The organism is Paenibacillus chungangensis, assembly GCF_042675905.1.
Lineage (GTDB): Bacteria > Bacillota > Bacilli > Paenibacillales > Paenibacillaceae > Pristimantibacillus > Pristimantibacillus chungangensis.
Map to the genome: position 1 here is coordinate 68,718 of NZ_JBHTJZ010000035.1, position 23,908 is coordinate 92,625.

Annotated in this window: 23 protein-coding genes and 1 riboswitch; of the genes, 20 read left to right on the forward strand and 3 right to left on the reverse strand. The window is 48.3% G+C overall.

What is annotated here, in order from left to right; all coding sequences use genetic code 11:
- Positions 1-6 precede the first annotated feature (6 nt).
- The 12 genes from ACFQ2I_RS18780 (at position 7) to ACFQ2I_RS18835 (ending at position 14,308) form a co-directional block, all read left to right on the forward strand.
- Positions 7-1,236: a glycosyltransferase gene (locus ACFQ2I_RS18780; protein WP_377566934.1), complete on the forward strand. Its 1,230-nt coding sequence runs from the start codon at positions 7-9 to the stop codon at positions 1,234-1,236.
- The gene (locus tag ACFQ2I_RS18785) at positions 1,226-2,278 is read left to right on the forward strand and encodes a glycosyltransferase family 2 protein (protein WP_377566936.1); all 1,053 of its coding nucleotides are present in this window, start codon (positions 1,226-1,228) and stop codon (positions 2,276-2,278) included. Before ACFQ2I_RS18780 ends, ACFQ2I_RS18785 begins: the two co-directional genes overlap by 11 nt.
- Entirely contained in the window at positions 2,275-3,432 is a 1,158-nt protein-coding gene (locus tag ACFQ2I_RS18790; protein WP_377566938.1) for a polysaccharide pyruvyl transferase family protein, read from the forward strand. Before ACFQ2I_RS18785 ends, ACFQ2I_RS18790 begins: the two co-directional genes overlap by 4 nt.
- 11 nt (positions 3,433-3,443) lie before the next feature.
- Positions 3,444-4,652, forward strand: coding sequence for a glycosyltransferase (locus ACFQ2I_RS18795; RefSeq protein WP_377566940.1), 1,209 nt, complete (start codon positions 3,444-3,446; stop codon positions 4,650-4,652).
- Between the two features lies 1 nt (position 4,653).
- Complete coding sequence (locus tag ACFQ2I_RS18800; protein WP_377566942.1) at positions 4,654-5,838, forward strand: glycosyltransferase; 1,185 nt, start codon at positions 4,654-4,656, stop codon at positions 5,836-5,838.
- Positions 5,839-5,877: 39 nt separating this feature from the next.
- Positions 5,878-7,050: a glycoside hydrolase family 88 protein gene (locus tag ACFQ2I_RS18805; protein ID WP_377566944.1), complete on the forward strand. Its 1,173-nt coding sequence runs from the start codon at positions 5,878-5,880 to the stop codon at positions 7,048-7,050.
- Between the two features lie 32 nt (positions 7,051-7,082).
- Positions 7,083-7,640, forward strand: a complete 558-nt coding sequence (locus ACFQ2I_RS18810) for an acyltransferase (RefSeq protein WP_377566946.1) — start codon at positions 7,083-7,085, stop codon at positions 7,638-7,640.
- A 9-nt stretch (positions 7,641-7,649) separates the two neighbouring features.
- The gene (locus ACFQ2I_RS18815) at positions 7,650-9,215 is read left to right on the forward strand and encodes a lipopolysaccharide biosynthesis protein (RefSeq protein WP_377566948.1); all 1,566 of its coding nucleotides are present in this window, start codon (positions 7,650-7,652) and stop codon (positions 9,213-9,215) included.
- Between the two features lie 83 nt (positions 9,216-9,298).
- Positions 9,299-11,617, forward strand: a complete 2,319-nt coding sequence (locus tag ACFQ2I_RS18820) for a right-handed parallel beta-helix repeat-containing protein (protein ID WP_377566950.1) — start codon at positions 9,299-9,301, stop codon at positions 11,615-11,617.
- 78 nt (positions 11,618-11,695) lie between these two features.
- The gene (locus tag ACFQ2I_RS18825; RefSeq protein ID WP_377566952.1) at positions 11,696-12,751 is read left to right on the forward strand and encodes a glycosyltransferase family 2 protein; all 1,056 of its coding nucleotides are present in this window, start codon (positions 11,696-11,698) and stop codon (positions 12,749-12,751) included.
- 116 nt (positions 12,752-12,867) lie between these two features.
- Positions 12,868-13,908, forward strand: a complete 1,041-nt coding sequence (gene galE / locus ACFQ2I_RS18830) for a UDP-glucose 4-epimerase GalE (protein WP_377566954.1) — start codon at positions 12,868-12,870, stop codon at positions 13,906-13,908.
- A 138-nt stretch (positions 13,909-14,046) separates the two neighbouring features.
- Positions 14,047-14,131, forward strand: a riboswitch (cyclic di-GMP riboswitch).
- 15 nt (positions 14,132-14,146) lie between these two features.
- The gene (locus tag ACFQ2I_RS18835) at positions 14,147-14,308 is read left to right on the forward strand and encodes an anti-repressor SinI family protein (protein WP_377566956.1); all 162 of its coding nucleotides are present in this window, start codon (positions 14,147-14,149) and stop codon (positions 14,306-14,308) included.
- Positions 14,309-14,319: 11 nt separating this feature from the next.
- Here the strand turns inward: ACFQ2I_RS18835 and ACFQ2I_RS18840 are convergent, their stop codons facing one another.
- On the reverse strand, positions 14,320-14,655 hold the full coding sequence (locus tag ACFQ2I_RS18840) for a helix-turn-helix domain-containing protein (protein WP_377566958.1): 336 nt from the start codon (positions 14,653-14,655) through the stop codon (positions 14,320-14,322).
- A gap of 343 nt (positions 14,656-14,998) precedes the next feature.
- On the opposite strand from ACFQ2I_RS18840, the gene ACFQ2I_RS18845 reads away from it, so the two are divergent.
- From ACFQ2I_RS18845 to ACFQ2I_RS18880, 8 genes are all read left to right on the forward strand, one after another.
- Positions 14,999-16,936 carry an asparagine synthase-related protein gene (locus ACFQ2I_RS18845; RefSeq protein ID WP_377566960.1) on the forward strand — a complete coding sequence of 646 codons (1,938 nt, stop codon included), beginning with the start codon at positions 14,999-15,001 and terminating at the stop codon, positions 16,934-16,936.
- 14 nt (positions 16,937-16,950) lie between these two features.
- Entirely contained in the window at positions 16,951-17,100 is a 150-nt protein-coding gene (locus ACFQ2I_RS18850) for a paeninodin family lasso peptide (RefSeq protein ID WP_262677981.1), read from the forward strand.
- A gap of 113 nt (positions 17,101-17,213) precedes the next feature.
- Positions 17,214-18,146, forward strand: coding sequence for an aldolase (locus ACFQ2I_RS18855; protein WP_377566963.1), 933 nt, complete (start codon positions 17,214-17,216; stop codon positions 18,144-18,146).
- On the forward strand, positions 18,147-18,464 hold the full coding sequence (locus ACFQ2I_RS18860) for a lasso peptide biosynthesis PqqD family chaperone (RefSeq protein WP_377566965.1): 318 nt from the start codon (positions 18,147-18,149) through the stop codon (positions 18,462-18,464).
- A complete protein-coding gene (locus ACFQ2I_RS18865; protein WP_377566967.1) occupies positions 18,433-18,879 on the forward strand; it encodes a lasso peptide biosynthesis B2 protein in 447 nt (148 codons plus the stop codon). The genes ACFQ2I_RS18860 and ACFQ2I_RS18865 overlap by 32 nt, the downstream gene beginning before the upstream one ends.
- Before the next feature lie 5 nt (positions 18,880-18,884).
- A complete protein-coding gene (locus tag ACFQ2I_RS18870; protein ID WP_377566969.1) occupies positions 18,885-20,693 on the forward strand; it encodes an ABC transporter ATP-binding protein in 1,809 nt (602 codons plus the stop codon).
- Positions 20,694-20,737: 44 nt separating this feature from the next.
- Positions 20,738-21,529, forward strand: a complete 792-nt coding sequence (locus ACFQ2I_RS18875; RefSeq protein ID WP_377566971.1) for a metallophosphoesterase — start codon at positions 20,738-20,740, stop codon at positions 21,527-21,529.
- Between the two features lie 214 nt (positions 21,530-21,743).
- Complete coding sequence (locus ACFQ2I_RS18880) at positions 21,744-23,099, forward strand: dicarboxylate/amino acid:cation symporter (protein WP_377566973.1); 1,356 nt, start codon at positions 21,744-21,746, stop codon at positions 23,097-23,099.
- Positions 23,100-23,193: 94 nt separating this feature from the next.
- On the opposite strand, the gene ACFQ2I_RS18885 is transcribed toward ACFQ2I_RS18880, so the two are convergent.
- Together ACFQ2I_RS18885 and ACFQ2I_RS18890 are read right to left on the reverse strand one after the other, a co-directional pair.
- Entirely contained in the window at positions 23,194-23,472 is a 279-nt protein-coding gene (locus tag ACFQ2I_RS18885; RefSeq protein WP_377566975.1) for a hypothetical protein, read from the reverse strand.
- 52 nt (positions 23,473-23,524) lie between these two features.
- Complete coding sequence (locus ACFQ2I_RS18890) at positions 23,525-23,821, reverse strand: DUF3055 domain-containing protein (RefSeq protein WP_377566977.1); 297 nt, start codon at positions 23,819-23,821, stop codon at positions 23,525-23,527.
- Positions 23,822-23,908: the final 87 nt, after the last annotated feature.

Here is a 23,908-nt window from a genome sequence, read left to right on the forward strand (position 1 = left end):
AAGGATATGGGTCAATTATTGATTGCTTCTTACGATATGGAAGTGGGCGGCGTCGAACGAAGCCTGGCCGGCCTGCTGGACCATCTTGATTATGACAGATATGATGTGGATCTTATGCTGTACCGGCATAGCGGCGATTTTATGAGCTTGTTGTCCGACAGGGCAAGACTGCTTGGCGAAGTTCCGGAATACGCAACCTTCCGCACCTCAATAGGAGAGACCTTCCGTTCAGGGCATTCGCGCATTGGATTGACTCGATTATTGTCCAAGGCGCATGCGGAATTGGCAGGACGACTTGGACGGATTGCCGAGCCCGGTTACATTCAGCAGCAGTTAATGTGGTCTTACGCGCTCCCGTTCCTGCCGCGGCACAGTGGGAGATACAAGGCGGCAATCAGCTACTTGTGGCCTCATTACTTTGTGGCGGAGAAGGTGGAGGCCGATATCAAGATTGCCTGGATTCACACGGATTATTCGACAATCGCGGCGCTTCGCAAGCTCGATCTTCGCATGTGGCGCAAATTCGATTATATCATAGCCGTATCGGAAGCTTGCCGAAGCTCGTTTTTGCAGCAATACAGCGAATTGGAGGATCGGGTGATGGTGATGGAGAATCTGATTGCTCCCGACACGATCAGACTGCTGGCCGATGAGCAGAAGGGCGAGACCGACAACCCGATGCTGCAAGACAATCGCTTCAAGCTCCTCACTGTAGGCCGCTTGTCCCATGCGAAAGGCATCGATAATGCGGTAAGAGCGCTAAGCCTGCTGAAGAAGCGAGGTTATGACGAGATTGCTTGGTACGTGGTCGGTTACGGTGGAGACGAAGGGATGATACGTGAGTTGATCCAGGAGCACGGACTGGAGGACAGCTTCATCCTGCTGGGCAAGCAATCCAATCCTTATCCGTATATGCGGGCCTGCGATCTGTACGTCCAGCCCTCCCGCTACGAAGGCAAGGCGGTGACGGTGATTGAAGCCCAGATTCTGTGCAAGCCTGTACTGATTACGGATTATCCCACTGCGCAAAGTCAAGTGATGTCCGGCTTCGATGGTTGGGTTACGGATAACACAATCGAGGGGATAGCTGACGGCATTCAGAAGCTATACCGCCATGAGGAGCTGCGCGACCATTTGTCGAAGAACTGCCAGGGGCTCAATTACGATAATGAGGTGGAGCTGGAGAAGCTCTATCATATGCTTGAAGGAAAGGCGGCGATGACTCTTGTCCATTAAAGTAAGTGTTGTCATTCCAGTGTATAATATGGAGCCAAATCTGGACCCATGCATATGTTCACTGCTTGATCAGACGTTGACAGACAGCGAGTTTATCTTTGTCAATGACGGCTCCAGCGACGGCAGCGAAGCAATCATAAGAGGCTATATGGAGAAGGATAGCCGGATCAGGCTGATTAATCGGACCAACGGCGGTGTCAGTGCGGCGCGCAATTCAGGAATGTCCAAGGCTCGCGGAGCATATATCGGCTTTGTGGATGCCGACGACTACGTGGAGCCGGATTACTTCGCCCGGTTATATGAATCGGCAGTGACGGCGGATTGCGATATCGTGGTAGCCAATATGAAGATTGAGCTGGAAGGCACCTTCTCTATCACTTCTTTTCCGTTCCCTAAGCACATTTTATTGCAGGCGGACTACATCCGGGCACGGGTGCTGCCCTTGTTCCTGAAGTCGGATGAGCTCAATTCCGCCTGCAATAAATTGTACAGAAGGGAATTCATTCATCGGCATGAAGTACGCTTCCCGCAAGGGGTCGCTCTTGGAGAAGACGGCGCGTTCAATATGAACGCCTTCAGTGCCGCCTCCTCTATGATATACATCGATTATTACGGCTATAATTACCGGGAGATTCCGGGAAGCGCCACGCGGCAGGCGGGGCGGAAGGACTACTTCCTTCGAGCGTTGGAGGTGTTCCGGTGCGAGCTGCCGCCCATCTATGAGGAAATTCTGGATCAATCAAGCATAAATCGGTTGAGAGCCGTCAAGCTGATCAACAGCGTAATGGCGAATGTACATATATACATGGACCCATCCTGCCCACTGACATGGAGCCAGCGGCTAAGCTATGTGAGAGGGATGATTCATCATGAGACGGTCATACAATGCTTGTCGCTATGCGAAGAGGATATCGGCGAGAAGGCAGACCGATATCAAAGGCTGCTGTTGACATGTGTGAAGAAGCGTTCGCTGTGGGGCTTGTATGCCGCCACAAGCTATAGCCGTTATCGAAATCGCAAAGTTCGGAGGAGAATCGCATGAATATTATGATGTTCGCGCATGACGGAAGTCAGAATAGAGGTTGCGAGGCAATCGTTCGTTCTTCGGCGCATCTGCTGAAGGAGCATTGGAAGGAAGCGAAAATATACTTGGCATCGGGAATGCCGGAGACGGACAAAATCATTCCAAAGCTTGACGGAATCTACGACGGTTCAACAAAACCGATCGGAAGATTCTCTTATGATTGGCTGCAGTCCTCTCTTCGGTTGAAGCTGTTCAACGATGAATCCTATGCGCTTGGAAAAATTCATTCAAATATTATTAACAACATCAGAAACATGGACGTATGCTTGTCGATCGGAGGAGACAATTACTGTTACGGGGAACAGCCAGGCTGGTACGAAATCGACCGCAGAGTCAAGCAGCAGGGAAAGAAGTTGGTGCTGTGGGGGTGCTCCATCGGAGAGGAGGATATGTCCGAGCAAAAGCTCCGTGACTTGAAGCTGTTCGATCTCATCCTGACACGCGAGACAATCAGCTACGATATGCTGCGCGACAAAGGTCTGAATCAAGTGAAACTCGTAGCCGACCCCGCCTTCACCATGGAGAAGGAGGAACTGCCGCTGCCTGACGGGTGGCAGGAAGGCAATACGATTGGCCTTAACTTCAGTCCGCTTGTATGGAAGCGCAATGAAGGGTCCAGGACCGCCATCGCGGTGTTGATCCAGCATATATTGGATACGACCGACATGACCATTGCCTTAACGCCTCATGTCATGGTGGAAGGCAACAATGATTATGACATCTTGAAGCATTACTACAAATCCTTTAGAAGCACCGGCAGGGTCATCCTGCTGCCGGACCATCTGACGGCGACGGAATACAAAGGTTATATAGCTCGCATGCGATTTTTCATCGGCGCGCGAACACATGCCACGATTGCGGCTTACTCCAACCAAGTACCGACAATGGTGCTGGGCTACAGCGTCAAGTCCAAAGGCATTGCAAGAGATCTATTCGGCGAGGAGAAGCTGGTGTTGGGTGTTCACGATATTGCCGACAAGCGCAAGCTGATCAACGGTTTCCACGAGATGGTGGAGGAAGAGGAGATGATTTCAGCGCGGCTTAAGCTGGCCCTTCCAACGATTCAGGGCAGGTCGCATATGGCTGTTCAATACTTGAAAGAGATCGTATAGAGGTGGGGCTCATGAAGAAGAAGCTGCTATTTATCATACCCAGTCTGGCTGCGGGAGGCGGAGAGCGCAGCCTTATCAATCTGCTGAGCTACATCGATTACGAGCAGTATGAGGTGGACCTCCATTTAATGAACCATGAAGGCATTTTCTTGGAGCTGCTGCCGGGAGAAGTGAATTTGCTGCCGCTGTCGGAAGGGTATCTGCGGTTCTCGCAGCCAATTGGCCGGTCTGTCGCGGACCATCTGAAGCAAGGCGAGCTGTCGTTGGCGTTGAACCGGATGCTGTTCAGCCTGAACAACAGAGCGAGAGGGAATGTCAGCGTCAAGGAGCAAGCGGGCTGGAAGTATGTATCTCCTTCTTTGCGCAATCTGCAGCATGAATACGATGCCGCAATCGGTTATTTGGAGAAGAGTTCCATATACTTCTGTGTCGATAAGGTGAAGGCGAAGAAGAAGATCGGATGGATACATAATGATTACGATAAGCTTGGAATGAATCCATCATTTGATAATCGTTATTTCGGTGGACTAGATCATATCGTAACGGTTTCTGAAGAATGTGCATGTGTATTGAAAAGAAGATTTCCTCAATACCAGCATAAGGTAAGTGTTCTTTATAATATCATTTCTCCAACAATGATAAACAACATGGTGGCATTGACTGACGAAAGTATGTACCAGAGAAAGGATAACGAAACGGTAGTGTTGTCTATTGGCAGGTTACATGAACAAAAAAATTTTAAACTGGCTATCCTTGCTTGTAAGGAATTGAAGGATAGAGGGTGTAGTGTGCAGTGGTATGTCATTGGGGAAGGAGATGAGCGTGATCAATTAGTTCAGCTAATAAATGAGAATAATTTGACTTCAAATTTTCATTTATTAGGCTTGAAAACCAATCCGTATCCGTATATCGCACAAGCAGATCTGTACGTCCAGACATCTAGATACGAAGGCAAATCAGTAGCTATAGATGAAGCGAAAATATTGAAAAAACCGATTGTCATTACAAACTTCAGTACTGCACATGACCAATTGGCAGATGGTTTAGAAGGAATAATTGCAGAGATGACACCCACTGCGGTAGCGAATGCAATTGAGGAAATAATATCCAGTGAAACTCTAAGAGGAAAATTTTCAGCTAATTTAAGTCGACTTTCTCTAGGGACGGAAGATGAAATAAACAAGTTGTATTCTTTGATTGGTCGGGGGGAAAGAAAGTGAAATGATCAAGCTCTTATTTGTAATGAACAACCTTCATTGCGGCGGTGCAGAGAAGGCATTGGTCTCGTTACTGCAAACGATAGATTACTCCAGATACGAGGTTGATTTGCTGTTATTCAAGCACGAAGGGATATTTTTGCAGCAACTACCTGAAGAGGTTAATACATTGAGAGGTTTGGAGGGGTTTGAGTACTTTGATATGTCCTTAAGAGCGGCTTTAATGGATTGTTTAGCTAAGTTTAAATTCGGCACAGCTATTTCCCGATTGCAAGCCGGATTCGTGTTCAAGCAAGAACGGAATGCCGCCAGACGTGAGCAGAGAGTGTGGAAGTATATTTCGCGCACATTGCCGAAGCTTCAGAAGCATTATGACGCCGTCATCGGTTATTTGGAGAAAAATCCGGTCTATTTCGGCATTGAGAAAGTATCAGCCTCGAAGAAGATCGGCTTTATTCATAATGACTATGAAAAGCTTGGTATGGATCCCGCTCTGGATCAATCACACTTCGGAAAGCTGGATTATCTGATTACAGTTTCCGCAGCATGCGGCGAGGTGCTGGAGCGCTTATTTCCTCAATATGTCGATAAGATCAAAGTGATGCACAATATTATATCGCCATCTACGGTCAGGAAGATGTCCATGCAGCCGACACCTGCCCTTCCGAATGTGCAGGGCTGGAAAATTGTCTCGACAGGCAGATTGCATCCCCAGAAAGGATTCGATCTCGCTATTGCAGCTTGCAGACAGCTTGTTGATAGCGGTTGCGACGTTCACTGGTACATTATCGGAGAAGGGCAAGAACGAGAGCGACTTGAAGCCATGATATCGCAGTATGGCTTGCAGGAGAGATTCGTATTGTTAGGGCTTCAGGAGAACCCGTACCCGCTTATCCGCATGGCGGACATCTATGTACAGCCGTCACGATTCGAGGGCAAGCCTGTCGCAGTCGATGAAGCCAAAATACTTGGCAAGCCAATAGTCGTGACCAACTTCTCGACTGCCTCTGATAGTATTGCTTCGATGAAGAATGGACTCATCGTAGAAATGAGTGAAGAAGCTCTTGCTGGCGGAATCAAAAAATTGCTGCTGAACGAGACGTTGCAGCAATCGTTCACGAAAGAACTGCAGCAGGAAGATCTGGGGACGGAATCTGAAGTGGAAAAACTATATGAGCTGATCTCTTAGAGAAAGAAAGGATTAGATAGGAAGAAGGGGAAGAAGCGCATGCTGCATTTTATTCTTTATATCATCGTCCTACTCGCGGCAGTTGTTGTCATAATCGATTGGATTCCATTGGCGAAGGATTGGCTGGGACGGATTCGGATTGGCCGTTACCGTACTCGCGAGCAGTGGCAGAATATGATTACGGAGGTGGGAGCGAAGTGGCTTAAGCGGACACCGACAATCCGGAAGACGGATCATACTAGACTAATCGTCATAGATATGTTGCGCGGACAGTATGCGAGCCGAACGATTCAGCATTGGCAGGAAGCCGCACTGCTGCTCGGGCTTGCAAGCTCAGCTAGCAGCGAGTACGACAGAGGGCATAAAGCAGTGATCGAGCAATATATAAGCGACAAGTTCACGGAAGAAGGGCAATGGAGGGAGTCTCCTAAGCAGGTAGACGCTGGTATTCTGGCATACGCCATATTGAAGCTGGGCAAAAGCTACGCTTATCGCTGCAAGCCGGCACTCGATGAGATATGGCATCTCATCCGCGATCACATAGGTTCGGATGGCACTGTACAATATCGTAAAGCGATGAAAGACTATCGCTATGTGGATACGATCGGATTTATTTGCCCATTTCTTGTAGCTTATGGCGTTCAGTTCAAGCATTCGGAATGTATACAGCTGGCGTTAAAGCAGTTGGAGCACTATGAGAGGTTCGGCATGCTAGATAAACAGTACATACCGAGCCATGCTTATCATCTGGAGGATGGCATGCCGGCAGGACTGTACGGATGGGGGCGCGGGCTAGGGTGGTTCGCAATCGGCCTTGCCGACGCATGGAATGAACTTCCCGACCATATGGAAGAGAAGAAGCAGCTGGAGGGGATGATGACACGGTTCGCCCAGGCAGTATTGCGCTTCCAGCAGCCTTCCGGCTGCTGGAATTGGTCGGTGAACAGAGCGGAGTCGCGGCCGGATTCTTCCGCGACGGCGATATTGGGCTGGTTCTTGACGCAAGCGGGTCGTATCGGGGACATTGCTGAAGTCTGTGTAGAGGGAGCAGAGCGCGCTTCCGTCTATCTGATGGGAGTAACCAGGCGCAACGGAGTGATCGATTTCTCGCAGGGAGATACGAAGGATATCGGCGTTTATTCCACGCACTTCTCCATTCTTCCGTTTACGCAGGGCTTTGCTATTCGCTTGTGCATGGAAGATAAGATGTAAGTAATTAAGCATTCGAAAAAGGCGGTGTAGGAATGAAACGTATTTTTCATTTTATTCGCGCCCGTGCAAGAAAAGTGTTGCTGGAAGAAATTTGGCTGGAGGATTACGTTAAGCTAGGGATGAAGATCGGTAGAGACTGCTCCATTCAGCCAGGAGTTATATTCGATTATTCCCATTGCTGGTTAATTGAAATAGGTAATCGCGTTACAATTGCGCCGGAAGCTTATATTCTTACGCACGATACAAGCAGCAAGAGTTTGATCGGCTACACAAGAATAGGTACCGTCATTATCGAAGATGATGTCTTTATAGGCGCTCGAGCAATCATTATGCCTGGAGTAACAATCGGCAAGGGAGCCATCGTCGCCGCAGGGAGTGTGGTTACCAAAACGGTGGAGTCAGAAATGGTGGTGAGCGGAATACCAGCCATTCCAATCAGAAGCGTAACTGAACAGAAGAGTAAACTTCAACAATTAATGGATAGCAGTAAATGTTATGACGAATCTTATACGTTGTCGGGGCGAATATCAGCTCAAAAGCGTGAAACGATGATGAGGGAGCTGTTAGGCAAATCAGGTTTTGTTAGATAGGAGTTAACCATGAGAGTAAAGAGTTCGTTGCTCAATATTACTGCAGGCTTGGGAAACCAGATTATTATAGCCGGACTTAGCTTCCTGACACGAACTGTGTTTATCCATATACTCGGTATTGAATATCTTGGGATTAATGCTTTGTTTACAAGTATTCTAGCTATGCTAGCGATAGCCGAATCCGGAATTGGCTCCAGCATTATTTACAGCTTGTATAAGCCCGTTGCAAAAGATGACAGGCCGCGGATCATCGCATTGATGAATTTGTATAGGAAAGCTTATTGGATTATTGCCGCCGTGATTCTTCTCATAGGCTTGGCGCTAATGCCTTTTCTTCATCTGTTTGTAAAAGACACCAGTGTGGATCATTTGCACATGATTTATTTGATTTTTCTAATGCATACTGCACTTCCTTATCTGTTTGTCTATAAGCATTCTTTTCTGAACGTTAACCAAAAGAACTATGTGATTACTCTTGGCTTTACGATTTCCGCTGTATTGTCGACCGGAATCAGACTTGCAATATTGCATTATACGGAAAACTACATATTATACTTGATTGCAGAAGCCGCTATTTCTTTAGCTACGTCATATATTCTTGCTCGATTGGTTGATCGCAAATATCCCTTTTTAAATGAAGGGACGAATTACAAACTAGATGATGCAACGAAAGCGCAATTTATAAAAAACATGAAAGCAATCTTGCTCCAAAACATTGGAAATTATTTCATTTTTGGCGTTGACAGTGTGCTTATATCATCGTTCATTAGTGTTGTCGCAGTAGGATTATATTCAAATTATAAATTACTCATCGAACTATGCAGAAATTTTTCCAATCAGATTTTCTCAAATCTGTATCATAGTATTGGGAATTTGGTTGCCCAAGAATCAAGGGAAAAAGTGTATAGTATTTTTCAAGTATCGATGTTGGTAAATTTTTTGCTTTATGCTTTCCTTGCGATAATGCTGTATCTATTTGTAGAGCCGCTAATTAAGGTGTGGATTGGTAATCAATTTGTGATGGACAAGTGGGTATTATTACTGCTTGTGATCACTTTTTACGAAAGAGGCATGCGGAACACAATTACGACAATTAAAACTACTTCGGGAATTTTTCACGAAGACCGATTCGCTCCTGTTATTCAAGCTGCTATCAATTTATCAATTTCCATCCTATTTGTTTATACAATGGGCATTGTGGGGATTTTCCTAGGAACGCTTATCAGTTCTTTACTCGTACCATTCTGGTTCATCCCCTATCTCGTGTACAAGAATGTTTTTCAAAGATCATTGCTGATTTATTTTGCAAAATACGGCTATTATACGGGAATAGCGCTCATGACTGCATTTTTAGTGAATATGGTATTGCATTTGTTAGCTTTGCCTGATGACAGTTTTCTTTGGCTCATCGTCAAAGCGGTAGTAGCAGCGGTTTCTATTAATTTAATATTTATTTGTATGTTTTATCGATCTGAAGAGTTCAAGTATTTGTTTAATATTGCCAAAACGATGTTAGGTAAGCTGGTTTCTCTCAAATCCGCTTCAAAAAAAAACGTGGTCTCCGACCAGTCTTAAATGCGGGAAGGGGTATTCAGCGGAAATAAGTAACCTCCGAAAGACAAGCTACATAAACTGATAGAAAAACGGAGGTGAATGATATGCAGCTTCCAAATTTCGATCAGCATGCCACTTATATAATAGATCTCAATAAATTCGGAATTAAGAATGACGGTACTGCGCCGCAAGCGACAAGATTGGGAATCAACAACGCCCTGCTGTGGGCAAAAGCGCAAGGATATAATCATATTGTGCTGCCGGGAGGCACGTATTTAATTGATCTGGATACAAGCGATATTAGCAGATCTGCCGGAATTGTCATGCAAAGCGGAATCCACTTTCAATTGTCTCCCGACGCCGAAATACACCTTCAAGGCAACACATCACCCAATTACAATATGATCTATATGAAGGGTGTTCACAATGTTAAGCTTTCCGGAGGGAAAATTATCGGCGATAAGAAAGCGCATCAATATGAAATGCGAGTAGCTTTCATGAGAGGAGGCGTTAACCCCGACGGCTCATTGAATAACAATCCAAACTGGATTCGTAGCGAAGTCATTGATCGTTACGCCAATCCGGGTCTGTTATCGCATTTCCGGTTATGGGAGATTGATGGTGTGGACGCTGCCGGCTACCAGTTCTATCAATATCGCGACAGGGTTTCACGCTTCACTCTAGCCGGCTATCGAACGAACGGATTATTCGCTCCCGGAGCCCCTACGGGCAGAGGATGGTTCCTTGATGATATCAACTTGAACAATAAAATGGTATTCGCTATTCAATTGTCCAGTCCGTTGACGAACGCAGAGATAGCATCTATTAAAGCGAAGGTCGACAACATGTATTACACGCATGAGGGAGGACATGGCGTAGGGATATACGGAGGCAATCGCATTCAGATTGAAAATGTTGACATTTCTAACTGTACTGGCGATGGAATCTTTACGAATTGGGAGCAGTATTACAGTGATCCTTCTTTATACACGCAGGAGCAGATGGGTGGAAACTTACAGATTAACGATTGTCTGATTCACCATTGTCGTAGACAAGGCATCTCGATCTGCTCAACTAACGATGTTCACATTCTGCGAAACAAGATACACGACATCGGTTATGAAGATGACGGCGTAACGACAGACTTCCGGAATGGTACGCCGCCTATGTTCGGAATTGATATCGAATCCATGGTTGGCGAATCCAATATCCCATACCAGACGCCGGATCAACCGGACGGCTTGGAGTTGAATTATCGCATCGCCATTCAGGACAATTATATTTACAACAATGTAAGAGGACACTTCGTCAATGCAGATGGCAATTATATTATGCTGCAAGGGAACACGTTCAAGGGCTGGAATGTCGGCGGTATTATATCGCATTCTACGCAGCAATCCGTCAAGTTCATCGATAACACGTTCATTGGAAGTCTGCTTGTCGTCGAAGGAGACAGCGTAGTAGACGGGGCTTTGTTCCAAGGAGGCACATTGAAGCTGGCTAATACGAAAGGTGCTGTCGTACAAAATGTGAAGATGAAAGACGCTTCGTTCTCAGGCTCGGCCATATATGGCTACTTCGGAACGCCTGCCGTCAATGTTGGAACTGGCGTATTCACTTTGCCTTCCGCTCACGGAATGGGCAACGGCGCCAAGCTGGTGTTCGAGGAGTGGGTGGGCCGACTTCCCGGCGGAATAAGTGTGGATAAGTTATACTATACCGTCAATATCACTTCGAACAGCTTCCAAGTGTCGGAGTCGCCTGGCGGTCCACCAGTAATGCCTGAGGATGCAGGTGAAGGAAACTTCAATGTCAGCAGATACAATTACGGTAGATGTTACTTGAACCATATTTTATTGGAGCGGGATTGGAGAGAGGACAGCAGCCTTCAGCCTAATTTCAATATATTGACCTCGGGAATTGTCATGAAGAACATCACAGTAAAAAACTACGATATGCAGATCATGGTTCCCGCCAAGTACGCAGGTAGGCCGAATGTCATTGAAGGACTGACCTTGATAGAAGGGGCTGTAAGATTCGAAGCCAGCAGTGTCAGCTCCAGCGAATTTATGAGAATGAAAACCGGGGTATTCGGGGGCAAAGACGTGGAACTCGGTCTGGACAGTGCGAATTTCACTCGACAGATTGATATTCGTAACAGCAAATTCGTGAATGTAGGTGTCCAGCTAAACGGCAATTCTTTAATTATCGGAAGCGCCTTCCTTGATGCAGCTATTGGAAAAGGGAATACGGATAATAAAGCGGTAGTGCTGAATAGTTTTTTAGAACGCTCCAAAGTAAACGCATACTGGCTCAATAAAGAGAATTCCCTCACTTTAGCTTCCTTGGTGCTTAAAGCTACGACGGTTTCCGGTTCAGATCCTTATCTCAAGCTTCTGAATAACGTCGAATTGGAAAATTAAGCTTAGATCACCCTTGGTATATGTCATATCAAGGGTGAATACATAGAAGATGACAAATGAAAAGTTTGAGGTGGCAAAATGAGTCAGGTAAGTGTGATTGTACCGATTTATAATCCTGGCGAAAAGTTGAATTGCTGCTTAAAGTCGATTGTGAATAGCAGCTATGCGGATATCGAGGTCATTCTTATAAATGACGGTTCGACTGATGATAGCTCGACCATATGCGAGTATTTCAAAAAAAAAGATGCTCGCATTACGCTGCTGCATACGAATAGAGAGGGCAGCATCAAGGCAAGAGATAAAGGGGTGAAGGCCGCTCAATCGCCTTATGTCATGTTTGTGGATGCGGACGACTGGATATCCCCTTATATGATTCAGATGCTGTATGCCAATGCTGTCTGCGCGAAAAGTGATATTACAGTCAGCAATAACTTCCGTGCATTTCATTATAGGGGACCGCACAGATTGAACAGGAGCGAGTACTTCCAAACACGAAAGCTCTATTTGGAAGATGAAATCAGATCCAGTCTGGTGCCAGCCTTCCTTCAAGGCCATCCGTTCCCGCCCAATCTGTTCGGCAAGTTGTACAAGCGCGAGATGCTGTTCTCCAGCGGAAACTACTTGCGCGATATTCACTTTTTTGGCGATGATCTCTATTACAATCTGGAGATGTTCCTGAAGGCGAAGTCTGTGCTCGTTATTCCCGAAGCGCTATATTATTATCGCACAGGAGGATTCACGGAACGATATATGCCATATCTGTTCCATGATATCGTAAGCGGTTATCGCATTCAGAAGCAAGTGATTGAAGAATATTACTGCGACAATCGCCAACTGATGATGGACGGCGTCAGCATCATGCTGCTGAATACGTTGCAGACCTGCCTGCTGAATGTGATGAGAAGCGCATATAGTGTTAAAGCAATGGAAGAAGAGATTGTTCGCCACTGCCAGCATGAAAGCATACGGGAGGCGTTGTGCAATGAAGGGGTGATTCGTCACTTCGAGGCGGACTATCTGGCTGCCGTTCACGCTTGTGATGTTCGGTATTTGCATAAGCTCGGCCGTAAGCTTTATCACAGAAGCATGGCGCGCAAGCTCATGCAGAAGGCCGCGTCTTTACTACTTGTTTAGAGTGATGTGGCTAGAAGGCATTTTTAACTTGTTAAAATGTTCGTTATAAAAGACAACAGTTAAATTCTGTGTTACAATGTTCTATATAAAGAACGACAAAGGAATGAGGTAGAGAAATGGCAATATTAGTTACTGGTGGAGCGGGTTATATTGGAAGCCATACTTGTGTCGAATTGCTGGAAGCCGGCCACGATATTGTTGTTGTGGACAATTTGTCCAACAGTCATTACGAGGCGCTTGTGCGTGTGGCAGAAATTACTGGCCGGACTTTTCCAATCCATATTATGGATTTGACAGATAAACAACGCTTGAGAAGCATATTCGAGGAGCATTCCATTGAAGCGGTTATTCATTTCGCAGGAGTGAAAGCGGTAGGGGAGTCGGTCCAGGTGCCGCTCAAATATTATCATCAGAATATGATCAGCACGATTACCCTCTGTGAAGTGATGGATGAATACCGAGTGTACCGGCTTATATTCAGTTCATCGGCCACTGTATATGGCATGCCGGATGAGGTGCCGATAACGGAGCATGCTCCGCTGAGCGCTATTAATCCTTATGGACGTACGAAGCTGATGATCGAGCAGATGCTGGGAGATATGGTTGCGGCGAATTCGGCTTGGCGAATAGCCGTTCTGCGATACTTCAATCCGGTAGGCGCGCATAAGAGCGGACGCATTGGTGAAGATCCGGAAGGGCTACCGAATAATCTTATTCCTTATATCGCACAAGTTGCGGTAGGAAAGCTGAAGGAAGTATCTGTATACGGAGACGATTACGATACGAAGGATGGGACAGGTGTAAGAGATTATATTCATGTCGTCGATCTTGCCGCAGGTCACTTGAAGGCGCTGCACAAGCTGACAGAGCTGCAAGGACTTCATTGTTATAACTTAGGAACAGGACAGGGGTATAGCGTGCTGGAGATGATCGCAGCTTACAGGCAAGCTTCGGGCAGACCTATTCCTTATGTCATCACAGGCAGAAGGGAAGGCGATTGCGGCGAATGCTATTCGGATGCAGGCAAGGCTGAGCGTGAACTAAATTGGAAGGCGGAGCGGGATATTCATGACATGTGCAGAGATTCCTGGCGTTGGCAATCTGCGAATCCGGACGGCTATCGGAACCGAGCTATTGCATTGGCGGAGAGGCTATAGTGCTATCTAGATGTGAACGCGCATAAGAATAAAGAATCATTTTCGACAAAATTAGAATTAATTTCTGCCGTTTTGTGGACATAAAGCGACAACATATTTACTCAGGATGGTCTATCATAGGGGAAGTGGTGTTGAAAAAAATGAATGGGAGACGTGGAAGTGCGTTTAGTATCTGGGCACCTTACAACGCATGGAGTCAGTGGTGCAACCGCCCCAATGGAACGGGGGACGAGAGGGAATGACTGCCATATATTCGGACAACCAGCAGCAGTTGGATATGGAATGGGTGGAGTTAATACTCTTAGCGCGATCAAAAGGGCTGACCAAGGACCAGATACGAAATGCGCTGTCCATTCTGACGGAAGAAAAGCGCAATCGATTGGAGGAAAGCGCTGTATAAACTATACAGCGCTACTCTTGTTCTTGATGAAGCTTCCATTTGTTATATTCCAGGAAGTCTTTGAATTGCTCTTTGCTTACACCGGAATTCATGGCTTCCTTGACCAGTTCTTCCCACTCTTTGTCAAGCAGAGCGGCTGATTGGTCAATGTTTCCGAAATTAATAATATCTTCTACGGATACGTTTAACACTTCCCCAATCTTCTCCAGAAATTGAATGGAAGGGTTTTTTTGAATTCCCCTTTCAATAGAACTCAGGTAAGACTTCGCAACGCCTGCCCGCAATGACAATTCTGTCAACGACAGTCCCCTTCGTTTTCGCAAGTCTTGTATATGTTGTCCGATCATGGCTGACTCCTCCGTTTATGCATGGATGCATGTGTTTTCTTCATTATAACGAATATTATTACAATGCGAAAGTGAAAAAGAAGCATTATCGCCATTCATCCGCCTATTTGCAGCAGGTTAAAATTCATTCAGAAAAGTAGTCCGTAATAGGTTGACAACGGAGTAGAGAGGTGGTAAATTAAGACGTAGTTCTTTATTAAGAACAACATCGAACGAAATGATAGAATAAAACGAACGGCCGAGCAGCTGCTTAAACGGGAAGAGCCCCGATTTACAAAGGGTTTACACCATGAAGCGCATCGGCCGAGAAATGTTCATTAACGCGAACACTCAGGAGGATTACATGAGCGCCATTACAGCTGTTTTGAGCTTGAACCAGGCATCTCATGAGCTTGCTCATGGTTACACGATCATGGAAGAGCTGAAGCGATACCGGGCCGATTATCGTCATACTTGGCAGGGAGACGACATCTTCCTTGGCTGTCACGGACAATGGATTACGCCGGAGTCGCTAAGTGAAGTGCTGCCCGCTTACGATCGCGAGAGAGGGCTTGCCATAACGGCAGATGCCATTATTGATAACCGCGAGGAATTGTTCGGTAAGCTCGCCGTCCCCGCTATGGACCGACAAGGGATGAGCGACAGCAAGCTCATTATGCTGGCTTACGAGAAGTGGGGCGAGAAGTCGCCTGAGCACTTGATCGGCGACTTCGCCTTCATGATCTGGGACAGCCGCGCGGCATCGCTGTTCGGCGCAAGAGACTTCTCCGGTAACCGCACGCTGTATGTCACCAGGACTTCGTCTTATTACGCATTCTGCACGGCGATCAAGCCTTTGCTGGCGCTTCCTGAAGTGGACCGCAGATTGAATGAGCAATGGATATCGGAATTTCTGGCGATTCCCATCTCGACGGAGGCCGTGGACGTCCATGCGACAGTGTACGAGCGAATCGGACAGATTCCGCCAGCTCACAGCTTCACAATTAGAGAAGGAGAGCTGCGCTTCAACCGATACTGCACGATCGTGTCCGATGAGAGGCTGCGTCTGGGCAGCAACGAAGAATACGAAGAAGCGTTCCGTGACGTATTCAGCACAGCGATTGCTTCCAAGCTGCGCACTTATAAGGAAGTCGGGGCCAAGTTAAGCGGCGGTCTGGATTCCGGTTCCGTCGTCAGCTTCGCGGCGAAGGAGCTGAGGAATCAGGAGAAGCGGCTTCATACGTTCAGCTATGTGCCGCTTGACGAATTTCAGGACTGGACGCCGCGGAGCCGGGTAGCGAACGAAAGAGAGTATATTCAAGCAACTGTGCAGCATGTCGGTAATATTCACGATCAATACTTCAGCTTCGCCGAGAAGAATCCGTTGTCGGAAGTGGACGATATGCTGGAGATGATAGAGACGCCCTACAAGTTCTACGAGAATTCCTATTGGGTGAAAGGCATCTATGAGCAAGCTGCAGCGAGTAACGTCGGAACGCTGCTGTCCGGAAGCAGAGGCAACTGGACGATCTCCTGGGGGCCTGCGCTGGATTATCAGGCACGATTGCTGCGCCAATTCCGATGGATGCGGCTGGCCCATGAGATCAGACAATATAGCGCGAACATGAATGCGAACAGGGCGAGGCTTTATCACTCCATCGGGAAGAAGGCATTCCCATTGGTCGACAAGTGGTTGTCCCGCAAGCAGGACCAAGCTATGCCGAAGCTGATCAATCCCGAATTCGCCCGGCGAACGAACGTATACGAACGGCTTCAGCAGCACGGCTACGATTTCTGGGGACAATCCGGGCAAAATGTCTATGATGTACGCCGGAAGCAGTTCGAGAAGCTGTATTATTGGACGACGACGGGATCGGTTGGCTGCAAGCAATCACTGCGTCATTCCTTATGGGATCGCGACGCGACGAACGATCTGCGGGTTATCCGCTTCTGCTTGTCCGTCCCGCAGGATCAATTCGTGCAGAACGGCTATGGTCGATCGCTGATCAGGAGATCCACGCTTGACTACTTGCCTGATCATGTCCGGCTTAATCAGAAGTTCAGAGGAATTCAGGGAGCTGACGGGCTGCACCGCATATTGCCAATCTGGCGGGAGGTCATGGAAAAGCTGGAGCAGGCGGTTCAAGACGATAGAATGTCGCCTTATGTGAACACAAGCGAGCTTACTCGTTCGTTAGAAGCGATCAGGCACGATCCCCGTCCGGATCATATATTCGGCACGGAATTCCGGCTGCTGATGCGAAGCTACATTTTTCACAGATTTCTGGCCAATCACGCATGAAAGGAGGTGATCTTATGCATACACAAGCAAAGAAAGCGTGGAAGCAACCTCAGTTGGAAGTACTGGACGTTCATATGACAATGGCTGGTCCCGGTATTAGAACGCCTGACGAGTTCCAACCGGATCCGGACGCTCATGAAGACGATGTCGTCAACTACAGCTAGTATCGCCGCGCATTTCTTTCTTCTCACCGATACTTAGAAGTCGGGCGCCCTTATAGCAGTCTATAAGGGCGCTCCCCCTATCCAAATCAGCAATAAGCATTGGAGTGGAAGCCATGACTGTGTCCAACGGATTAAGGCCGTATTATTCCTTCGGATTAAGGATCGACAGTGAAATACCGATGCCGGAGCTTCCACTACTGGAAGAGGGCATCATGCATATGCACGGATCAGTATCTATTGTATTCGATCAACTGCTTCCCCTCTGGCAGCTTGCTAATCGGAGCAGTCAATACGTTGCCATCTATGAAGATACGGTCCTTATACGTGTGCCGGATACGGCAATCTTCGGCATGAAAGCAGGAGAGTGTATTCTCGTATCGCCATTCCATGGCGCAGACATGGACAAAATTCGGCTCTATCTGTTGGGGACATGCATGGGCATCACGCTATTGCAGAAGCGCATATTGCCGCTTCATGGAAGCGCCGTTGCGATTAACGGCAGAGCGTACGCTATTGTGGGGCATTCCGGAGCAGGCAAGACGACACTATCTTCGGTGCTTATCCAGCAAGGGAACCCTTTGCTTAGCGATGATCTGATCGCCGTCACCACCAATGCGGAAGGCATGCCGCAGGCTATGCCGGCTTACCCGCAGCAAAAGCTATGGCAAGAGACGATCGATATGCTGGGCAGAAGCGCGGAGGGATTGAAGCCGCTATTCGAACGGGAACGCAAATTCGCGGTGCCGTTGTCGGACGGATTCTGTTCGCAGCCATTGCCGCTTGCCGGGGTTATTGAACTTGTTAAAACAGAACATGACGCAGCGATTTCACCGGTCGAAGGACTGGAACGATTCCATACGCTGCTTCAACATACATTTCGCGGGTTTCTATTGAAGCGGATGGGCTTGATGGATTGGCATTTCCGCTTGCTATCTTCCTTCACAGGGCATATTGACGTATACCGGCTGCATCGCCCCTTGGAGGGAGCAAGCCCGCAGCAGCTTTCAACCTTATTATTGGAGACAATTCACAAGGAGGTAGTGTAAATGATTAGCACAGAGAAGCTTTCCTTATCCGATCGAATAATGGCATGCGATCAGAACATTGTGAGCGACATGGGCGGCGAGAAGGTTATGCTCAGCATCCAGAACGGCAATTATTACAATCTTGGCAGTATCGGTGGGACCATATGGGAAATGATTGGCGAATCCACCGGGATAGCGGAGCTGGTGGATCGTCTGCTGGGAGAATACGAGGTCAATCGCACGGAGTGTGAGCAGCAAGTGCTGGATTTCCTGAACCATCTGAGGAAAGAGGGGCTCGTTCTTGTTAATGGGGAAGCTGCAAGCACTAATCAGGCTTGATGTTCGTACCTTGCTGCTGTTCACCGAAGCGTATCTGATGCTCGCCGCTGCCAAGCTGCAGTTATATCGTCCATTCGCGAAGGTGGCGGGAACATTGGGATATAAACGACAGGAGACGCATAAGGAGATTCCCTTGGAACACATACGTACGATTAAGCACATAACATCGGCAATTGCGATCATGAGCCGATATACCCCATGGGACAGCCAATGTCTGGTCCGGGCAATTGCCGGCATGAGAATGCTGAAGAGGCGACGGATTCCCGGGACACTCTATCTTGGAACGGCGAAGGACGACGACGGCAATCTCATTGCGCATGCCTGGCTGCGGAGCGGTCCGCTGTACATAAGCGGTGCGGATGTCATGAAGGATTTTACAGTTGTTGAGTCATTTGCAAGCGCGTCTGGAGAGTGAAGCGAATGAAGTACATTATGCATTACTTGAGGAAGCTGCATGCTTCCTCCGGAGCGGCATTGTACGTGAATGTATTCGGCATGGCGCTCAGCAGCTTGCTGGAAAGCGCGTCTTTGTTATTGCTGGTGCCGCTGCTCGGATTGATCGGAATCGTCTCTGCGGGTGCTGCGGAAGGCATGTTGGAGAAGCTGTCCGGCATGCTGGACGGCTATTCCACCCTGCATGCTTTGTTTATTGTCATTGGCATCTATTTGCTGGCTACGCTTGCTCAGAATCTTGTCTATCGAAAGATGATGATTCATAACATCCGACTGCAGCAGACCTTCTCGAAGAAGCTGCGGCTGGAAGCGTACAAGTCATTGCTGGAGGCGGAGTGGTTGTTCTTCATGCGCAAGCGAAATACGGATCTGGTGAATACGATGACGATTGAGCTGGCCAGGGTGCTCGGAGCCGTTCAATTGTCTCTGCAGCTTGTATCCTCCACTATCTTCACTGTCATTCAGATCTGTATCGCAGTATGGATATCGCCACTGCTCACGTTGTTCGTATTGGGCTGCGGGCTTCTGCTCGGCGTATTCTCCGGCCGATTCATTAAGCGGGCCAAACAACTGGGCAATCAGACGTCGATGCACGCCCAGGCATATCTTGCGGGCATATCCGATCAGATTAACGGGATGAAAGATATTAAGAGTAACACACTGGAGCAGTCCCGTCTGGCTTGGCTAAGCGATCTGACGGACGGGATGGTCAAGGAGCAGATGTCCTACATTCGGAATCGGATGAATTCGCAGCTGCTGTACAAGCTGTCCTCCGCCGGACTTATCGCCGTCTTCATTCTTGCCGGATTCGCATTCTTCCAGACTCAAGGCATAGCGCTCCTTATTATTACGATTATCTTCGCCAGACTCTGGCCCAGATTCACGGATATTCAATCCAATCTGGAACAGCTGGCGGCGAAAATTCCCGCATGTCAATCGCTGTACAACATGCAGAAGGAGAGCTTGCACGCAGCAGAGCGGCTGCGTGGCGAATCCGCAGACGCAGCTCCAATGTTGCTGGAGCGGAACATTGTGTGCCGGGATATCACCTTCCGATACGATAAGGGGAGAGGGAACTGCACACTTCGCGACATTCGCCTTCATATCCCCGCTAAGGGCATGACAGCGGTCGTAGGCGCTTCCGGAGCGGGCAAGAGCACGCTGATCGACATTATTATGGGTCTCATGCAGCCGGATGAAGGCTATATCGAGGTGGATGGAACGGCCATCGCCAGACATAATCTGCTCGCCTACCGTCAAGCGATCAGCTATGTGCCGCAAGAACCGTTTCTGTTCAACGCATCCATTCGCGAAAATCTTGCGATGTTGAATCTGGAAGCGACGGACGAGATGATCTGGGAAGCGCTGGAGTTCGCTTCATGCGCCGAATTTGTGCGAAAGCTGCCTGATGGGCTGGATACAGTCATCGGCGACCGTGGCATAAGGTTGTCCGGTGGTGAGCGGCAGCGCCTTGTGCTGGCAAGAGCGATTATACGCAAGCCGTCCATTCTGGTGCTGGACGAAGCGACCAGCGCACTGGATGTTGAGAACGAACTTCGCATTCAAGAGGCGATTGACAGGCTAAAGGGCAACATGACCATTATTGTCGTCGCCCATCGCTTGTCCACGATTCGCAATGCCGACAAAGTTATCGTCATGGAGGAAGGGAGAATTGCGGAAGAGGGCGAATTCGCAAAACTTGCGGCTAATCACGCCAGCCTCTTCGGCCAACTGCTGCAGAAGCAAGCGGAGCTGAGAGCCGAAGCGAGCGCATAGCACATTGAACAAAATTTCATTATACTGATATGAGGGCTCTGAACATGGAGGGAAGGAGGGGCTCTCATGCTTTTTTTATTGGCGTTATTCTGCTGGCGGCTGCGATCTATCTGTTATTGATCCTGCCGACCCAATGGGTGAAGGTTGAGAGTGTGCGCGCGAACATAGGCGTGGGGTTGCGTATTCTGCAAATAAGCGACTTGCACGTGGATATGCTCCGGGTATCTCCATCCGCCCTCAAGCGCATCATTCATGATGCGAAGCCGGATTATATACTGCTGACCGGTGATTATACCTATCGGGAAGCGTATCTCCCTAGATTGGAACAGTACGTGCGGATGATTGCGTCATGCGGCATACCGGCTTATGCGGTGCTGGGCAATCATGATTATGAATTTCCTCGGGTGAAGCGAATCATCGGCTTGTTCCGCGCGAACGGCATTCCCGTACTGCGCAACGAAAGTATCCAGCTGCCTCGCTTCCAACTGGTGGGCATCGACAATAGCAGCACAGGCCACAGTCGCCCGACTAGAGCCTTCAAGCATGTGGTGCGGAAGAATGGCAAGCCGGTCATCGTCATGACACACGACCCCAATGTCATTTTGACGATGAGCGAGCAGTTCCATTACATGATGGCGGGGCACTTCCACGGCAAGCAGCTGAACATACCTTTTTTCTTCAAATTGAAGTCAAAGGGACCGTTGCCGGATCGCGGTATATATAAGGGAGTGCATCAGCATGCGCTTGGAAAGTTCTATATATCGAAAGGCATCGGTCAGGCGGGAGTGAACGCCCGGTTTCTCGTAAGAAGTGAAGTAACGATTCACGATCTGTAACAATGAATGTCGGAATACAGGCACAGCTAAGCAGAAAAAAAGATTGACGTTCTGTCGGCTGTGCTGTTATTATGTTTTATATCCAAGTAAGTCTATAGGGTATTAAGGTGTTGAGGTGGGATGTTGCGATATATTCTACTCTACCCGAATGCGCAATAGATATAGAAGAGAGATATGCCATGCTAATTAGAGAGGAAGAAAGGGTGAAGGTATTATGGATAATAATTTGATCAACGCACTGGAAGCGAACTGGATATCCTTGCTTGTCTCCGCAGTCATATTGGGGGTGCTGTACGTCCTCGCGAAGAAGCGGGTCGGATTCGGTACGAGGGTATTAATTGCACTGGGGCTCGGGTTGGGCGCGGGACTTCTTTTCAACGGATTTCAACTGGACACGGAAGGCGTAAGCACGATCGGCAAAATTTATGTGAACTTCATTCGCATGCTTGTCATACCGCTCGTTTTCGTTCTCGTCATCAACAGTATCATATCTATTACGAATCTGAGCTATCTTCGCAAGCTTAGTGTGAAGACGATCGGCTGGTTCCTCGGCACGACGGGTATAGCTGCTGTTATCGGCTTGATTGTGGCTGTATCGATGAATCCTGGCGCCGGATTGGACGCAGCGCCATCGTCGGATTTCGTAGCCAGGGAAGTGCCGAGCTTCTTCCAGGTCATTTTGGACCAGGTGCCGTCCAATCTATTCAATGATGCCGCAGAAGGCAGAGTGGTTCCCGTACTTATATTCGCTCTGTTTATCGCCGTAGCGATCGTGAAGGTTGGCGCGAAAAAGCAAGAAGCAGTACAGCCGGTCAAGGCGTTCGTCTCGTCCGCGACGGAAATTATGCATCAGGTCGTCAAATTCGTGCTCCGCTTTACGCCATACGGCGTGTATGCGCTAATTGCAGTTATGGCGGCGAAGTATGGCTGGGAAACGCTGGAGCCTCTGGCCATGCTCATTCTTGTCAGCTATGTCGCGTTGGCACTTCATTTCGTTCTCGTGTTCGGCGGATTAGTATCGTTCGTTGCAAAAGTGAACCCGATCAAGTTTTTCAGGAAAGCGTATCCTACCGTGGCTGTCGCCTTCACGACGCGCAGCAGCTTCGCTACCTTGCCGATTAATCTGGAGGTAATCACCAAGCGGCTTCGTGTCTCCCCGAAGATCGCCAGCTTCGTGGCTCCGCTCGGCGCATCCATGAACTTCAATGGCTGCGGCGGCGTATGGCCGGCAGTCGTCTCCGTCTTCGTCGCGGAAGTGTTCGGCATATCCCTTAGCTTCACGGATTATATACTCATCGTCCTGGTCAGCGTCATCTCTTCTATTGGTGTGGCGGGCGTGCCGGGACCGGCATCCATATCGACGACAGTCGTATTGACCGCGATCGGTTTGCCGCTGGAGGGCATAGCGTTAGTTGTCGCGGTGGAAGCCATCATCGATATGGGACGTACCGCAGTGAATGCTACGGGTACGACAGTGACGGCACTCTTGGTGGCGGATTCCGAGGGCGAATTCGACCGCGAGTCCTTCAATCGTGATGAAGAAGATGAATTGGAGCTCAATCCGGTATAAGTGATTCCCGGATATGGATGAATGTGAAGTACGAACGAAGCCCCTGCCAGGACACTCAAGTCCTGGCAGGGGCTTATTCCACTTAATTCTCATATTACGGTTCGTCCTGTACTTCAGGTACGGCCGTACCGTAGTTGTCTTCACCGGGATAATCACGATCCAATCCTTCATGCAGAGCTGCATTTTCGTAGCCGAAGCGGCCTGTGCGTCGTTGATCTATCCGCCATGGGGAGCTCTTGCCAAGCGATTCGCTAAGTAGGTCCGCTCCATAAGGTCCTTCCGGGAATTCCTCTGGAATCAGATCGTTGCGCTGTGACTCGACCGAAGCAACATCGGTCTCCTTCTGACGATTCTCATTGACGTAGGAATTCATTGGCTCACGCCCTCCTGAATCTGTAGTGGCTTCAATATATACATTCCCCAGTTTATTCTGTAAAATTCACTTCTCCGACAACAAGATACAAAAATCCGGCAAGATCTTGCGCTTCTTCTTCATTCAGCTTGAAAGCCGAGGCCAGATAACCTTCCTTCGCCAGATCGTCAGGTCCGATAATAGCCGTAACTCCGGTCTGCAGGTCTGTAACAAGCTTCTTGCCATAGAAACGTGCAGTTGTCGTAATGGCCAGATCAAATCGGCTTACACTGGGTGTGATGAACGTTACAAATCGTGTCGTCGTCTCCTCTGTCGTGTCCGACATAAAGTCATAATCCTGCAATTGCATGACTGGCAGCCCTCCTCTTCATCATGGAACAATAGAGATTTTCTCACACTATAACATAATTAAGGGCGTTCGCTAAAGGGATAGAAG

Excerpts from the sequence above, each read along its gene's own strand:
- ACFQ2I_RS18810 (WP_377566946.1), top strand. The coding sequence starts at position 7,083 with ATGAAACGTATTTTTCATTTTATTCGCGCCCGTGCAAGAAAAGTGTTG.
- ACFQ2I_RS18855 (WP_377566963.1), top strand. The coding sequence starts at position 17,214 with ATGACTGTGTCCAACGGATTAAGGCCGTATTATTCCTTCGGATTAAGG.
- galE (WP_377566954.1), top strand. The coding sequence starts at position 12,868 with ATGGCAATATTAGTTACTGGTGGAGCGGGTTATATTGGAAGCCATACT.
- ACFQ2I_RS18820 (WP_377566950.1), top strand. The coding sequence starts at position 9,299 with ATGCAGCTTCCAAATTTCGATCAGCATGCCACTTATATAATAGATCTC.
- ACFQ2I_RS18845 (WP_377566960.1), top strand. The coding sequence starts at position 14,999 with ATGAGCGCCATTACAGCTGTTTTGAGCTTGAACCAGGCATCTCATGAG.
- ACFQ2I_RS18885 (WP_377566975.1), bottom strand. The coding sequence starts at position 23,472 with ATGAATTCCTACGTCAATGAGAATCGTCAGAAGGAGACCGATGTTGCT.
- ACFQ2I_RS18805 (WP_377566944.1), top strand. The coding sequence starts at position 5,878 with ATGCTGCATTTTATTCTTTATATCATCGTCCTACTCGCGGCAGTTGTT.
- ACFQ2I_RS18890 (WP_377566977.1), bottom strand. The coding sequence starts at position 23,821 with ATGCAATTGCAGGATTATGACTTTATGTCGGACACGACAGAGGAGACG.
- ACFQ2I_RS18800 (WP_377566942.1), top strand. The coding sequence starts at position 4,654 with ATGATCAAGCTCTTATTTGTAATGAACAACCTTCATTGCGGCGGTGCA.
- ACFQ2I_RS18865 (WP_377566967.1), top strand. The coding sequence starts at position 18,433 with ATGGGGAAGCTGCAAGCACTAATCAGGCTTGATGTTCGTACCTTGCTG.
- ACFQ2I_RS18780 (WP_377566934.1), top strand. The coding sequence starts at position 7 with ATGGGTCAATTATTGATTGCTTCTTACGATATGGAAGTGGGCGGCGTC.
- ACFQ2I_RS18870 (WP_377566969.1), top strand. The coding sequence starts at position 18,885 with ATGAAGTACATTATGCATTACTTGAGGAAGCTGCATGCTTCCTCCGGA.
- ACFQ2I_RS18840 (WP_377566958.1), bottom strand. The coding sequence starts at position 14,655 with ATGATCGGACAACATATACAAGACTTGCGAAAACGAAGGGGACTGTCG.
- ACFQ2I_RS18825 (WP_377566952.1), top strand. The coding sequence starts at position 11,696 with ATGAGTCAGGTAAGTGTGATTGTACCGATTTATAATCCTGGCGAAAAG.
- ACFQ2I_RS18880 (WP_377566973.1), top strand. The coding sequence starts at position 21,744 with ATGGATAATAATTTGATCAACGCACTGGAAGCGAACTGGATATCCTTG.
- ACFQ2I_RS18795 (WP_377566940.1), top strand. The coding sequence starts at position 3,444 with ATGAAGAAGAAGCTGCTATTTATCATACCCAGTCTGGCTGCGGGAGGC.
- ACFQ2I_RS18835 (WP_377566956.1), top strand. The coding sequence starts at position 14,147 with ATGACTGCCATATATTCGGACAACCAGCAGCAGTTGGATATGGAATGG.
- ACFQ2I_RS18860 (WP_377566965.1), top strand. The coding sequence starts at position 18,147 with ATGATTAGCACAGAGAAGCTTTCCTTATCCGATCGAATAATGGCATGC.
- ACFQ2I_RS18875 (WP_377566971.1), top strand. The coding sequence starts at position 20,738 with ATGGAGGGAAGGAGGGGCTCTCATGCTTTTTTTATTGGCGTTATTCTG.
- ACFQ2I_RS18815 (WP_377566948.1), top strand. The coding sequence starts at position 7,650 with ATGAGAGTAAAGAGTTCGTTGCTCAATATTACTGCAGGCTTGGGAAAC.
- ACFQ2I_RS18850 (WP_262677981.1), top strand. The coding sequence starts at position 16,951 with ATGCATACACAAGCAAAGAAAGCGTGGAAGCAACCTCAGTTGGAAGTA.
- ACFQ2I_RS18790 (WP_377566938.1), top strand. The coding sequence starts at position 2,275 with ATGAATATTATGATGTTCGCGCATGACGGAAGTCAGAATAGAGGTTGC.